Source organism: Plantactinospora sonchi (genome assembly GCF_036422035.1).
GTDB lineage: Bacteria > Actinomycetota > Actinomycetes > Mycobacteriales > Micromonosporaceae > Plantactinospora > Plantactinospora sonchi.
Map to the genome: position 1 here is coordinate 118798 of NZ_JAZGQK010000011.1, position 14072 is coordinate 132869.

A 14072-nucleotide genomic window follows, 5' to 3' on the forward strand; every position below is an offset into this window, starting at 1 on the left:
GGTCTGGAATCGGATGGACAAGCAGCGCGGCGGAGCGGTGGCATGAGCGGGCGCAGCGAGCGAATCGGCGGGTTCAGTGCGGACGAGCCTCACGGCGACGCGCGCGGCGGAGCGTCGTCATGAGCCAGCCGGCCGCGTACCGGGTGTCGCATCTGGACGCGCTGGAGGCCGAGAGCATCTTCGTCATCCGTGAGGTGGTCGCCGAGCTGGAACGCCCGGTGCTGCTCTTCTCCGGCGGCAAGGACTCGATCGTCATGCTCCGGCTCGCCGAGAAGGCGTTCACGCCGGCCCGCATCCCGTTCCCGGTGATGCACGTCGACACCGGGCACAACTTCCCCGAGGTGTTGACGTACCGGAACCGGCGGGTGGGCCAGATGGGGCTGCAGCTGGTGGTGGCCAGCGTGCCGGAGGCGCTGGAGGCCGGACTGGTACGGGAGCCGGCCGACGGCGTACGGAACCGGATCCAGACCCCGGTGCTGCTGGACGCGGTGGAGAAGTACCGCTTCGACGCGCTCTTCGGCGGCGCCCGCCGCGACGAGGAGAAGGCCCGGGCCAAGGAGCGGGTGTTCAGCTTCCGGGACGACTTCGGCCAGTGGGACCCGAAGAACCAGCGCCCCGAACTCTGGGCGCTCTACAACGGCCGGCACCATCCGGGCGAGTCGATCCGGGTCTTCCCGCTCTCCAACTGGACCGAGCTGGACGTCTGGCACTACATCGCCCGGGAACGGTTGGACCTGCCGTCGATCTACTACGCGCACCGGCGCGAGGTGGTCGAACGGGACGGCATGCTCTACGCCGTCAACGAGTTCATCAGGCCCCGGGCCGGGGAGACCCCGTTCGTGGCGCAGGTGCGCTACCGCACCGTCGGCGACGCCTCCTGCACGGCCGCGGTCCGCTCCGAGGCGGACACCGTGGTACGGGTCATCGAGGAGGTCGCGGCGACCCGGATCACCGAGCGCGGTGCCACCCGGGGCGACGACCGGGTCAGCGAGGCCGCCATGGAAGACCGCAAGCGGGAAGGGTACTTCTGATGACCGCCACCGTGCTCCCCGCCGAGACCCGGGCGATGGACCTGCTGCGGTTCGCCACCGCAGGCAGTGTCGACGACGGCAAGTCCACGCTGATCGGCCGGCTGCTCTACGACACCAAGTCGCTCTTCACCGACCAGCTCGAAGCGGTGGAGGCTGTCAGCACGGCCCGGGGCGACGAGTACACCAACCTGGCGCTGCTCACCGACGGGCTGCGGGCCGAGCGGGAGCAGGGCATCACCATCGACGTGGCGTACCGCTACTTCGCCACCCCCCGGCGGAAGTTCATCATCGCCGACACTCCCGGGCACATCCAGTACACCCGGAACATGGTCACCGGGGCGTCCACCGCCGACCTGGCGCTGATCCTGGTCGACGCCCGCAAGGGCCTGGTGGAGCAGTCCCGCCGGCACGCCTTCCTCTGCTCGCTGCTGCGGGTGCCGCACCTGGTGCTCTGTGTCAACAAGATGGACCTGGTCGACTGGTCGCAGGAGGTCTTCGAGCGGATCGCCGACGAGTTCACCGCGTTCGCCGCCAAGCTGGAGGCGCCCGACCTGTCGGTCATCCCGATCTCGGCACTGCACGGCGACAACATCGCCAGCCGCTCCGCGAACACCCCCTGGTACGAGGGCCCGTCGCTGCTGCACCACCTGGAACACGTGCACATCGCCTCGGACCGCAACCTGGTCGACGTCCGGTTCCCGGTGCAGTACGTCATCCGGCCGCAGTCGACCACGGTCACCGACTACCGCGGCTACGCCGGGCAGGTCGCCTCCGGGGTGCTCAAGCCGGGCGACGAGGTGATGGTGCTGCCGTCCGGGTTCACCAGCCGGATCGCCGCGATCGAGACCGCCGACGGGCCGATCGAGCAGGCGTTCCCACCGATGTCGGTCACCGTGCGGCTGGAAGACGAGATCGACATCTCCCGGGGTGACCTGATCTGCCGGCCGAACAACGCCCCGGCGGTCGCCCAGGACATCGAGGCGATGGTCTGCTGGATGGACGAGACCCGGCCGTTACGGGTCGGTGGCAGGTACGCGATCAAGCACACCACCCGGGCCGCCCGGGCGGTGGTCCGGAACCTGCACTACCGGCTCGACGTGAACTCGTTGCACCGGGACGAATCCGCCGACGAACTCCGGCTCAACGAGATCGGCCGGGTCCGGCTGCGGACCACGGTGCCGCTGCTCGCCGACGAGTACCGGCGCAACCGCACCACCGGCGGTTTCATCATCATCGACGAGACGACAAACCGTACGGTCGGCGCGGGCATGATCGTCGAGGCCGGCTGAACGTACCCGTCCGGTCAGCTCGACCGGCCGGGGACCGACAGGGTGGTACGGGCGGCGAGGCGGCTCCAGATCCGGTAGCCGAGCCAGCGGACGGCCGGGCCGGTACGGCGCTGGAGCTGGCGCCAGCCACGGAAGGCGAAGACCAGGTATCCCGGAACGAGCAGCAGTCCGCCCGGCACCGGGACGACGGCGCTGAGCACCAGCCCGGCGGCGACGGCCAGGGTGAGCAGCAGGCAGACCACGACCGGGGTCGAGCGGAGTTGTCGGCGTAGCTGCCCCCGTAGCGCCGACGGCTGCCGCCGCCAGGTCAGCGCGGCCCAGCCGGCGACCACCAGGGGCACCGCCACGGCGACGGCCAGCCGGGCCGGCGTCGCCCCGTCGCCGAGCAGTGTGAACAGCACCAGAAGGGCGAGACCGGCCAGTGCCAGCACGTCGAACAACCGCCAGCACAGGGCGGCGACGATCGCCTCGTACGCTGGGGCGGCGCCGTCGGCCCGCGACGGGTCGACGGCCAGGGCGGCGGTGAACTGGCGCGCGGCCCGTCCCGTACGGTCCTGGCGGGCGTCCAGGAGCGCGAGCTGGCGCAGCGCCGGCTCGTACCCCGGCTCCAGCGCGAGGGCCTGCCCGCAGGCCGCGCGGGCGGCCCGGAGCCGACCCATCCGGGCGTGCAGCCGCGCGTCCAACAGGTGTACGTCGGGCACGTGCGGGGCGAGTTCCAGGGCGGTGTCGGCGTACCGGCGGGCGACCACCACCCGGGTCGGGTTGCCGAGGGCGAGCAGGGCCTCGGCCAGCAACCCGTGTGCCGCCCAGGAGCGCGGGTCGTGCTCCAGCGCGCGGTGGGCGGCGCTGGCCGCGTGTCCCGGGTGGCCGGCGGCGAGCAGGATCCGGGCCTTCTCGGTGAGCAGGGGCTCCTGCGTGGCGGCGAAGCCGAGTGCCCGGTCCACCACGCGCATGGCCTCGGCGAGCTGGCCGAGTTCCCGGTGGCAGCGGGCCAGATGGATCATCGCCCCGACGTGTTCGGGCCGCTCGGCCAGCAGGCCGCGCAGCACGTCCGCCGCCTCGGCGTACCGGCCGACCTGCATCAGCGCCAACGCCCGTTGCTGGACGGCCACCCCGGTATCGCTCATGTCGCCTCCCCGGTCCGGTTCGCGGCGACACCCTATCGATCATCGACGGGACGGGTGCACGGGTGTCCGTCCGGCGGACAACCCGGCCAGGGCGGCGAGGATCTGACCAGCGTCGCGGCCTCTTGCCGCCGTTCGCCCTGAATCTGCCGGGCCCGCCGCCTCCAGGGATGTCAGCTGGCGTCACCCGTCCACCGCACGAGGAGTGGCGATCGTGAGCGCTCCGGGTGGTCAGCCGAGACGTTCGGCTCCCGCGCCGGGGAGCGCGGTGAAGAAGTCGGGGGCGGCGAAGCCACGCTCGGCGTACGCCTCGGTGACCGCGGATGTGACGGTGTCGGTGGCCGCCGCGTCGACCAGGGCGAGGACGCAGCCGCCGAAGCCGCCGCCGGTCATCCGGGCGCCGTACGCCCCGGCGGACAGGGCCGCCTCGACCGCGGTGTCCACCTCCGGCACGGTGATCTCGAAGTCGTCCCGCATCGAGGCGTGCGAGGCGGTGAGCAGCGGCCCGATCTCGGGCAACCGGTTGGCCCGGAGCAGGTCGACGGTCTCCAGCACCCGCTGGTTCTCGGTCACCACGTGCCGGACGCGTCGACGGACCACCGGGTCGTCGAGCCGGGCCAGCGCGGAGTCGAGGTGGTCGACCGCGATGTCGCGCAGTGCGGGTACGTCGAGCGTGGCGGCGGCGTACTCGCAGGCGGCGCGGCGGGCGGCGTACTCGCCACCGACGTGCCGGTGCGGCGCCCGGCTGTCGATCACCAGGATGGCGAGTCCGGCGGCGCCGAGGTCGAACGGCACGTGCTCGACCGCCAGCGACCGGCAGTCGAGGAAGAGCGCGTGCTCGGCCCGGCAGCGGATCGCGGCCGACTGGTCCATGATCCCGGTCGGTACGCCGACGTAACCGTTCTCGGCCCGCTGGGCCAGGCCGGGGCGGTCCGCCACCGGCACCGTGAGGTCGCCGAGGTCCAGCAGGGCGGCCTGGACCGCCGCCTCCAACGCCGCCGACGAGGAGAGTCCGGCGCCCAGCGGCACGTCGGAAGCGATCGCCAGCCGGGCGACCGGTACGTCGTGGTCCGCCTCACGCAGCGCCCAGACGACCCCGGCGACGTACGCCGCCCAGCCGGTCACCCGGCCGGGCTCGGCGGCGTCGGCCCGGCCGAACGCGACCCGTTCGTCGGCCTGCTCCGACCAGACCGTCCAGCGGCGTCCCGAGTCGGGTGCGGCGGCGACGACGGTACGCCGGGGGAGCGCGAAGGGCAGCACGAAGCCGTCGTTGTAGTCGGTGTGCTCGCCGATCAGGTTGACCCGGCCGGGCGCCGCCCACACCCCGGCGGGCTTCTCGCCGTACGCCTCGATGAAGCCGGCGGTGGCGCGAGCCGTGACCGACGTCTCCGGCCGGCCCGTCGCGGCGCGTTCCTCTGTCACGGCTACCCTTCCATGATCGTCCGGTGCTGACCTGATCGGATTGTCCGGTTGGGGACCGGCGGTCCCGGGCCGACTGCCCGGAGCATTCCACCATGTTCCGCCAATTCTGAACAGAGCCGCACATCGACCCGCAGCGGGTACGTCCGGGTTACCGGCGCCGAGCGTCGTCGGTGTCTACCATTTCTGACATGCGGGAGTCCGGCAGTACCGGGCCCCGGCGCAGACCGCCGGGGCGTCCTCGAAGGCAACCGGGGCCGCTGGCCCGCGGCCTGGCCCGGATCGTGGTGCGGGCCGCGGACGCGTCGACCCGGTTGGTGACCGCGCTGCTCGGCGCGAGTCCGACCGCCGGCCGGGAACGGATCAGCGAGGCGGAACTCCGTGACCTGGTCGCGGCCAACACCCTGCTCGACCCGGTCGAGCGGCGCATCATCGACGAGGTGCTGGTCTCCGGGGCCAGGATGGTCCGCGAGGTGATGATGCCCCGCACCGAGGTGGTCTTCCTCGCCGCCCGGCTGACCCTCAAGGAAGCCGCCCAGCTCGTCCGGACCGAGACCCACACCCGGTATCCGGTGGTCGACGGCACCCACGACGACGTGATCGGCTTCGTGCACCTGCGGGACGTGCTGCTGCGGCCCGAGGACGACCCCTGCGAGACGGTCGGCGAACTCCTCCGGGAGGTCAAGAAGGTGCCCGGTACCAAACGGGTCCTCGCCACCCTCACCGAGATGCGCCGGGAGGGTCACCACCTCGCCGTCGTGATCGACGAGTACGGCGGCACGGCCGGCATCGTCACCCTCGAGGACCTGATCGAGGAACTCGTCGGCGAGATCCACGACGAGTACGACGTCGTACCGGAGCCGACGCCGGTGGGCCGGCCGGCCGAGGTGGACGGTCGACTCAACCTCGCCGACTTCGCCGAGCGCACCGGAGTGGCCCTGCCACCCGGCCCGTACGAGACGGTCGGCGGCTTTGTGATGGCCTCACTGGGTCGGCTGCCGCTCACCGGCGACGAGGTCACCGTCCCCGGCGATTCGGCGGAGACTGCTCCGGCCCGGGGTGCCGTCGCCGGTACCGGCAGCGGCCGGCCGGACGGCGGCTGGCTGCTGCGGGTGGTGACGGTCGAGGGCCGGCGGGTGGCCCGGGTCGCCGTCGTCGGGGTCCCGGGACCCGAACATTCCGTCAACGTGCCGGCCGCCCGGACGACCGGCGACGACGGCGACGGGGCACCGGCCGGCTGAGCGTGGCCCGCCGGCCGGCCCACCCGCCCGGTGGTGTCGGACCGGTGCCCCGGCTACCCGCCGAGCGTTCCGCTGACCGGCGCGGCGACGGAACCGACCGGGCCGGTGCCACGCAGCCAGGCCGACCAGTCGAGGGCGTCGAGCAGCGAGGTGTGCGCGGACAACACCGCGCCGGCGAGCGCGGCGGGCAGCCCACCGTGGTCACGGAGATACCGCCACTGACGGTCGTTGAGTTCCAGCACGCGCAGCCGGGGCAGGGTGGCGAGCAGGTGCAGGTCGGTGACCTCGACGGCGGACAGATCGAGGTGGCTGAGGGCGGGCAGGGTCGCCAGTGGCGCGACCGAGACCGGCTCGGTGAGGTTCCTGAGCCTGAGTTGCCACAGCGTCGGGTGGCCGGCGAGCCCGGCGAGGCCGGTGCTGACGGTGGCGTCCACCGAGAGCGCCTCCACCGGGAGCTGGTGGGGCAGGGCCAGGTCGACCCGGGCGACGTGGTTGATCGAGACCCTCCGGAGGTTGCCCAGCGGTGCCAGGCCGGCCAGGTCGACGAAGTCGCCCTTGTTCAGATACAGAGCCTGGATCGCGAGCGGATCGTCGAAACCGGCCACGACCACCTCGACCGGGCGGTCACCGAGGTCGATCCCACCGCTGTACCGCGCGGTGACGTGAACCCCGGGAACCCTGTCCCGGGGCTTCTTTCCGGCGGTGTCGGGGGGCACCGTCGCCGGCTGTCCGGTCACCGGACGCCGCGGGCCGTGGTCGGTACCACCGGCGAGTGCGTCCACCGCGTGCCGGAGCAGGGCGCTGACCGACTCGGCCCGGTAGCCGACCGGCCCGACGAGGTCGCGACCGTACTCGATGACCTGGCCGGGCGTGCCCTGCGGAGCCGGGTCCAGGTCGACCGCCCACCAGTTGCCGGAACAGTCGGTCGCGATGGTGACCCACCAGTCGCTGCGGGAGATCCGCCGCACCCGCCCGGCCGGGTACGACTCGAAGACCACCGGGTTCACCGTGAACAGGTCGTCGTCCCAGCCGTACGAGCCGGGGACGCCGTCCAGGTGTTCGGCCACCACCTCGTCCAGTGGCAGCAACGACTGCCCACCCAGCAGGTCGTTCCACTTCGAGTCGTCCCGGACCGTCCGGTACAGGGCGCGGAGGTCCTCGGGCAGCCGCAGCCCGAGCGCGGACTCGGCGGCGAGGATCTCCTCCTCGGAGTACCCGGCGTCGAACTCGGGCGGCCGGCCGTGTCGTGCCGTGTGACGTGCCACGAACTCGTCGACCAGACCGCGTACGGTCGCGAGCACCGTGGGGTCGGTCGGGCGGTCGACGACCGCGACCCCGGCCGGTGCCGGCATCGGATGCCGGGGGTGACCCGGATGCCGGTGGTCGGGATCAAGCACGAGCTGGGTCGGCGACACCGTGTCCAGCTCGAAGGTGTGCCGGAACTCGTATCCGCCGGCACCGTCGAGGCGCAACTCGATCACCAACCATCGCTGTTCGGCGGCCGGCCGCAACAGCTTCTCCACCTCACCCAGCAGTGCGAACAGCTCCCCGGACCGTCCGCTGGACGTACGCCGGCCGGCGCCGTCGAACTCCAGCAGCGACAGGTGGCCGCGCCGGCACAGCGCCTGCATCACCGGCAACCGGCCGCCGGCGAACACCCGGGCCAGTTCGCGTACCCGACTCGCGACATCGTCCATCTCAGCTCCCTCGGTCCGGTGCGACGGTAATGACCGGGTCCGACACGGCCACGGCCCGGGCAGCGGACGGTGGTCGGGGTCGGGGGCGAGGAGAGCGGCGGTGGCCGCAGCCGGGACCGCGCTCAGTTGATCTGGAGTTTGCGCCAGGTGGCGCCGTCGGCGGAGTAGGCCGCCCAGTTGGTGCCGAAGAGGTTGTAGGCGACGTACCCGGCCGGGGTGCGGGCGAGTCTGCCGACGGCGGGGAGGTTTCCCTCGGCCCTGGTGAAGGTGACGCCGTCGTCGGCGCTGACGTACCAGTACCCGTTGCCGCCGGTGAGCAGCAGCCGGCCGTCGAGCAGCGGCACCGCCTCGCCGGCCAGCCGGTCCGGTCCACCGTCGGCGGCCACCCGGGCGAAGCTCCGGCCGCCGTCGGCCGAGTGGTAGAGCGCCCGCAGGCTGCGGTCGGCGCCGAGCACGACCGCGTACGCCTGACTGCCCAGGCCGGTCACCTCCACCGTGCCGGTCGACCCGGCGAGGGAGGGCGCGCCGGGCAACCCGACCGTGCGCCAGTGCGCTCCCCGGTCCCGGGTCGTCGCGACCGCCGGCCGCCCGTCGCGGGTGCCGCCGGTCCACCAGGCACCGTCGGCGGTGGCCGCCGGGGCGACCCAGCAGACGTCGAGATCGGGCCGGGTCGGCGGGGCAACGGCCCGGGGCTGGCCCGGCCGCCGGACCTCCACGTCGAGACCGCAGCGGCCGCCGCCCGCCCCGGCCCGCAACAGGGTGTCGCCGGTCGGCGGGACGAGGTCGTCGGGCTCGCCGGAGTCGACGGGTCGCCAGGTCCGGCCCTGGTCGGCGGAGGCGTACCCCCGGTCGGCCCCGGTGACCAGCAGTTGTCCTCCGGTGAAGGCGTTCAGTTCCAGGTCGGTCCGGCCGGCGCTGTCGGCGGGCAGTTCGACCCGCTGCCAGGTGAGACCACCGTCCGAGGTGCGGGCGACGGTGGCCGGGCAGGGGGTCGTGGCGGGGCAGCCGGCCAGCAGGTAGCCGTGGTCCGGATCGACGAACTCGACGTCGGCGATCGTGCCGGGGACGTATTCGACGCCGGGCTCGGTGAGCCCGTTGATGGTGATGCCGGCCCCGGTGTATACCGGTCCGCCGGGTGGGGTCTCCACCACGTCCGGCGCCGGTTCGGCGACCGGCGGCGGAGTCCGCCCGGTCGTCCAGGGCTGGAGTACCAGTGTTGCCGCGACCAGCACGGAGAGCAGCGCCAGACCGCCGCCACCGGTCACCACGGCCCGCCGACGCCGACGCCGGGCGCTTGCCCGGTCGTGGATCCGGGCCAACGGTGGCTGGTCGATGCTCTCCAGCAACTCCGTCCGGCCCCGCGCCAGCCGTACTTCCAGGGTCGTCTCCCGGTCAGCCATGGTTCACCCCGGTCGTTCCCGCCCGCCGTACCCCGGCCGTCGGTCCGGTTCTCGGCACCGCCGGTCCGGTCGACGGCGCCGCGCTCGTGTTTGTCGTCGAAGTCCTGCCCGCGTGTGTCGTCGGAGTCCCGTCCGCTGACGCCGGCGGGCTCGTCGCCGGCTCGCCGAGTCCGTGGTAGTCGCCGAGCCGGGCGGCGAGCGCGGCCCGTCCCCGGGACAGCCGGGACTTCACCGTCCCGGTCGGTACGCCGAGCAGCGCCGCCACCTCCTCGACCGGCAGGTCGGCGAAGTAGTGCAGCACGATCACCTCCCGATACCCGACCGGCAGTCCGGCCAGCGCCTCCCGCAGATCGGTGCGTTCCGGCCCGGGCGCGGTCGCGACCAGGCGGTTCAGCGGACGGTCCCGGAGCAGGATGGTGTCCAGCAGTTGGCGTCGCCGCCACCGCCGCCGGACCACGTTCACCGCGACGGTCCGCAGCCACGCCTCCGGGTTGTCCACGTCGGCGAGCCCGCCCGGCCGCGCGATCGCCCGCGCGAAGGCCTCCTGCACCACGTCCTGCGCCTCGGTCAGATCGGTGGTGAACGCGTAGACCTGCGCGACCAGCCGGCGGTAGCAGGCGTGGTACAGCTCGCCGATCGCCTCGTCCACCGCCGCCCGGCCACGGTCCGCCCCGCGCCCGTCCCGGTCCCGTGCCAAACGCTGTCCTCTCCGGTCGGGTCGCACCCGCCCCGGTCCGCCCGGGCCGGACCCGGCGGACCGCCGTGTCCCGACCCGGCCGACCGACCGTTGTCTCAGGCTACGAGTCGGGACGGTACGGTCCGGTTCCCGCCGTCCGGCGAGCCGATGTGACCGAGCCGGATTTGGCACAGGGCGGTCGGGACAGGGTCCCGGGCGTGCTGTCAGAATTGCCGGCATGTCCGACGTTCCTGCCCGGCCCCGGGTGTTCTCCGGGATCCAACCGACCGCCGACTCGTTCCACCTCGGCAACTACCTCGGTGCGGTACGCAACTGGGTGACCATGCAGGAGACCCACGACACCGTCTACTGCGTGGTCGACCTGCACGCGATCACGGCCGGGCACGAGCCGGCGACGCTGCGCCAACGGATCCGGCTCGCCGCGGCGCAACTGCTCGCCGTCGGCCTGGACCCGGACCGGTGCACCCTCTTCGTCCAGTCCCAGGTGCCCGAGCACGCGCAGCTCGCCTGGGTGCTGAACTGCATCACCGGGTTCGGCGAGGCGAGCCGGATGACCCAGTTCAAGGACAAGTCGGCGAGGCAGGGCGCCGACCGGTCCAGTGTCGGGCTGTTCACGTACCCGATCCTGCAGGCCGCCGACATCCTGCTCTACCAGGCCGACGCGGTGCCGGTCGGCGAGGACCAGCGGCAGCACCTGGAGCTGACCCGCGACCTGGCGCAGCGGTTCAACAGCCGGTTCGGGCCGACCTTCACGGTGCCGGCGCCGCACATCATCCGGGACACCGCCAAGATCACTGACCTGCAGGATCCCACGGCGAAGATGTCCAAGTCGTCCTCGTCGCCGGCCGGGATCATCGAGCTGCTGGACGAGCCGGCCCGCTCGGCGAAGAAGATCAGGTCGGCGGTGACCGACACCGGCCGCGAGATCATTTTTGATCCGGAGCAGAAGCCGGGCATCTCCAACCTGCTCACCATCTACGCCGCGCTGACCGGCCGGACCATCGACGACCTGGTCCAGGCGTACGACGGCAAGGGGTACGGCGACCTGAAGAAGGACCTGGGTCAGGTGGTGGCGGAGTTCGTCGAGCCCATCCGGCAGCGGACGCAGCAATACCTGGACGACCCGGCGCAGCTCGACAAACTGTTGGCGGTCGGCGCGGAGAAGGCCCGTGCGGTCGCCGCGGTGACGCTGCGCGAGGCGTACGACCGGATCGGCTTCCTGCCCGGCGTACCCAACAACTAGCTGGAGTACGACGTCCGTCAGCGCCGGGACGCCGTCGAATCGGCGGCCCGGCCGGGGAGGGGACGTCACCGGCGGACGTGGTTCGACGGTCGGCGGTGCCGGTCGGCGGAGTGTGGAGCGGAGGATGGTTGTCACGGACGGATCGCAGGACCCCGGTTCGATGACCCGGGTCGGGATCGCGGTGGACGTGCCGGAGCCGTGGTGCGGGATCCTCACCCGGCGACGGGCGGAGGCCGGTGACCCGCAGGCGGCGTACGTGCCGGCCCACCTGACGCTGCTCGGGCCGACCGACATACCGGTGGCCAGTCTGCCGGCGGTGGAGCGGCACCTCGCCGCGGTGGCCGCCGCGCACCAGCCGTACCTGCTGCACCTGCGCGGGACGGGGACGTTCCGGCCGGTCACCGACGTGGTGTTCGTGGTGGTCGCGGCCGGGATCAGCGAGTGTGAGCTGCTGGCCGGCGCGATCGGGGCGGCGCCCGAGCTGCAGCGGGAGAGCCGGTTCCCGTACCACCCGCACGTCACGGTCGCCCAGGACGTCGCCCCCGAGGCCCTGGACCAGGTGTACGAGGACCTGGCGGACTTCTCGGCGGTCTTCAAGGTGGAGCGGTTCACCCTCTTCTCGCACCACGGCGACGCCCGTTGGCAGCCCCGCCGGGACTTCCCGCTCGGCTGCTGATCCCGTCAGCGCGTCTGCCGTCGCGGCTCCCCCCGGAGCGCGGGCGGATGGGCGAGGATGACGGCGTGAACGCCTTCGCACGGGTGCTCGCCGGCATCGACCGTCGGCTGACCGAGCGCCGTCGACGGTCGCCGTGGTTCGACCTCCTGGCCCGGGCCGCAGGGCGGTACACGGACCTGCTCGGTGGTCGGCTCGCGGCGGCGATGGCGTACTACGGCTTCTTCGCGGTCTTCGCGTTGGGTCTGGTCTCGTACACGGTGCTCGGTGCGCTGCTCGGGGACAGCCCGGACAGCGGGCGGGTGGTGGTGGACTTCATCCACCGGAACCTGCCGTTCGTCGACCCGGAGCAGATCCGGCAGGCCAGCCGGCGACCGGGGATCATCGGACTGATCCTGCTGGTGATCACAGGGATCGGCTGGGTGGAGTCGATCCGCTCGTCGCAGCGGCTGATCCACGGGCTGGACCAGCATCCGGGCTACTTCCTGCTCCGGCAGCTCATCGACCTGGCGATCCTGCTCGGCATCTTTGTCCTGCTCGGGCTCTCGCTGGGCGCGGTGGACGTGCTGGAGTCGCTGTTGAGCTGGCTGTTCGGGGCCCGGTCGGTCGGCCTCCTGATCTCCAGCTGGTTCCTGGCGTTCCTGGTGAACGTGCTGCTCGCCTCGGCGCTGCTGATCGCCGTACCGCGGCTGCGGATGAGTTTCCGGCGGTGGTTGCTCCCGGTACTGGTGGTGGCGCTCGGTATCACGCTGTTGAACTCGGTCGGCCGGTACTACGTGATGCGGTGGGAGCGCAATCCGGCGTACACGGTGGTGGCCGGTGCCGTCGCGTTGCTGATCTACCTCTATCTGCTGAACCAGTTGCTGGTCTTCGGTGCGGCGCTGGCCGCGACCAGCCGGCAGGGGCGGGTCCGGGACCTGGCCGGCAGTGAACCGGTCACCGACCCGGCCGACCCGGAGTGCCGGCCGTCGGCGGAGACGCCGGAGGGCCTTCCGCCGGTCGCGCCGCCGGGCCTTCCGCCGGGCGAGGCAGCGCAACGTCGTCCGTTGGGCGGGTCACCGGAGCGCCGTCCGCCCGGCAGGTCGCCGGATCGGCGGGACGATGACGCAGGGTGATCATCGAAGCGAGAAGCGATCCCGGAGGGCTATTCCGGCAAAAGGGGCGAATCGTCGGTAGGTCGCCGTCATGATGAGTCGCGTGGGCGCACTCGTGACACTGGAACTGCCGGACGACTCGCCGATCCTCGACCTGCCCTGGATCATCACCTTCGGGCCGCTCGACGACGTGGACGAGTGGGAACCGGTGGTCTGCGGCCCGTACGAGCGGGTCCACGCGCTCGCGCTGGCCGAGTCGGTGGTGGCCGACGAGGAGCTGATGGCGGTGGTCGAGCCGTTGCTGCCGAAGGCCTCCGCCGAGGAGATCCGGGCCGAGATCACCGCCGCCCAGCGGGCCGCCGAGGAGGAGGCGGCGCAGCTCGACGACGCCAGCCTCTACGGCGACTTCGAGGACCTGATCACCGAGACCGACGTCGGCGAGTCCACCCGCCGGCCGGCACAGCCGCAGACACCGCCCTCCGAGGCGGAGGTACGCGCCGGCTTCGCCCGGATCGCCGCCCTGCTCACCGGGAATCGCTGACCCGCCGCGTCGCCGGTCACTCCCGGTCGGAGGCACAGGCACCGGGATGTCGGACGGGTCGGCGGCAGAGTCACCTCCCCGAAGTCGAGTACGTCAACATGGCCGAGCGAGTCGCGCAGCGCGGCAACCAGGCCGACGGCGGCGACGTACGAGGTGATCGTGGTCGGCAGGTGGACCACCCAGCGTGGCCCGGTCACCAGTGCCCGCCGTTGTGTCGTCCCTGGCCCCGCTGGTGCCGCCTGTCCTCCGACCGCTGTTCCGGTGGCCGCTCGACGTTCGGCGGCCGGTCCGGGCGCGACGGGTCGGTGTGCCGGCAGCCGCCGTGCCGGGACTGCCACTGCCGCAGCCCCTGCCGGATCCGTTCCGCCTCCGTCCTGGCCGTCGCCGCCTCCCGATGTAGCCGGTCCATCTCGTCGGCGACCCGACGCAGGAACGCGTACACCTGATCGGGGTCGAGGTCGCGCCAGCGACGTACGCCGAACGTCACGGCCCGGACCAGGTGCGGACCCAGCCGGCGTCCGTAACGGGACCCGGTCGAAGACGGTCCTGACCGACACCACCGGGCCGGTCCAGATACTGGCCGAGGCGATCCAGCGCGGCTACGACCAGCGCGACCGGGCGAA

The 14072-nt window shown here is 72.6% G+C and carries 12 protein-coding genes and 1 pseudogene; 7 read left to right on the plus strand and 6 right to left on the minus strand.

What is annotated here, in order from left to right:
* Positions 1-119 precede the first annotated feature (119 nt).
* Both cysD and cysN read left to right on the plus strand, forming a co-directional pair.
* Positions 120-1031, plus strand: a complete 912-nt coding sequence (cysD, locus tag V1633_RS13720) for a sulfate adenylyltransferase subunit CysD (protein WP_331214662.1) — start codon at positions 120-122, stop codon at positions 1029-1031.
* Complete coding sequence (cysN, locus tag V1633_RS13725) at positions 1031-2320, plus strand: sulfate adenylyltransferase subunit CysN (protein WP_331214663.1); 1290 nt, start codon at positions 1031-1033, stop codon at positions 2318-2320. Before cysD ends, cysN begins: the two co-directional genes overlap by 1 nt.
* Before the next feature lie 14 nt (positions 2321-2334).
* Here cysN and V1633_RS13730 read toward each other — a convergent pair whose 3' ends face one another.
* The gene (locus V1633_RS13730; protein ID WP_331214664.1) at positions 2335-3447 is read right to left on the minus strand and encodes a tetratricopeptide repeat protein; all 1113 of its coding nucleotides are present in this window, start codon (positions 3445-3447) and stop codon (positions 2335-2337) included.
* Between the two features lie 228 nt (positions 3448-3675).
* The gene (gene galK / locus V1633_RS13735) at positions 3676-4866 is read right to left on the minus strand and encodes a galactokinase (RefSeq protein ID WP_331214665.1); all 1191 of its coding nucleotides are present in this window, start codon (positions 4864-4866) and stop codon (positions 3676-3678) included.
* A 188-nt stretch (positions 4867-5054) separates the two neighbouring features.
* Here galK and V1633_RS13740 point away from each other — a divergent pair, with 188 nt between their 5' ends.
* The gene (locus V1633_RS13740) at positions 5055-6104 is read left to right on the plus strand and encodes a hemolysin family protein (protein WP_331214666.1); all 1050 of its coding nucleotides are present in this window, start codon (positions 5055-5057) and stop codon (positions 6102-6104) included.
* Between the two features lie 53 nt (positions 6105-6157).
* On the opposite strand, the gene V1633_RS13745 is transcribed toward V1633_RS13740, so the two are convergent.
* The 3 genes from V1633_RS13745 to V1633_RS13755 all read right to left on the minus strand — a co-directional run bounded on the left by V1633_RS13745 (position 6158) and on the right by V1633_RS13755 (position 9898).
* Complete coding sequence (locus tag V1633_RS13745) at positions 6158-7801, minus strand: SMI1/KNR4 family protein (RefSeq protein WP_331214667.1); 1644 nt, start codon at positions 7799-7801, stop codon at positions 6158-6160.
* Between the two features lie 122 nt (positions 7802-7923).
* Positions 7924-9201, minus strand: coding sequence for a beta propeller repeat protein (locus tag V1633_RS13750; RefSeq protein ID WP_331214668.1), 1278 nt, complete (start codon positions 9199-9201; stop codon positions 7924-7926).
* On the minus strand, positions 9194-9898 hold the full coding sequence (locus V1633_RS13755) for an RNA polymerase sigma factor (protein WP_331214670.1): 705 nt from the start codon (positions 9896-9898) through the stop codon (positions 9194-9196). Before V1633_RS13755 ends, V1633_RS13750 begins: the two co-directional genes overlap by 8 nt.
* A 217-nt stretch (positions 9899-10115) precedes the next feature.
* On the opposite strand from V1633_RS13755, the gene trpS reads away from it, so the two are divergent.
* The 4 genes from trpS (at position 10116) to V1633_RS13775 (ending at position 13449) form a co-directional block, all read left to right on the plus strand.
* The gene (gene trpS, locus V1633_RS13760) at positions 10116-11141 is read left to right on the plus strand and encodes a tryptophan--tRNA ligase (protein WP_331214671.1); all 1026 of its coding nucleotides are present in this window, start codon (positions 10116-10118) and stop codon (positions 11139-11141) included.
* 124 nt (positions 11142-11265) lie between these two features.
* Complete coding sequence (locus tag V1633_RS13765) at positions 11266-11817, plus strand: 2'-5' RNA ligase family protein (protein ID WP_331214672.1); 552 nt, start codon at positions 11266-11268, stop codon at positions 11815-11817.
* Positions 11818-11882: 65 nt separating this feature from the next.
* On the plus strand, positions 11883-12929 hold the full coding sequence (locus V1633_RS13770) for a YihY/virulence factor BrkB family protein (RefSeq protein ID WP_331214673.1): 1047 nt from the start codon (positions 11883-11885) through the stop codon (positions 12927-12929).
* An 82-nt stretch (positions 12930-13011) separates the two neighbouring features.
* On the plus strand, positions 13012-13449 hold the full coding sequence (locus tag V1633_RS13775; RefSeq protein WP_331214674.1) for a hypothetical protein: 438 nt from the start codon (positions 13012-13014) through the stop codon (positions 13447-13449).
* A 310-nt stretch (positions 13450-13759) separates the two neighbouring features.
* On the opposite strand, the pseudogene V1633_RS13780 reads toward V1633_RS13775, so the two are convergent.
* A pseudogene (locus tag V1633_RS13780) lies at positions 13760-13960 on the minus strand (DivIVA domain-containing protein); the annotation flags it as partial.
* Positions 13961-14072: the final 112 nt, after the last annotated feature.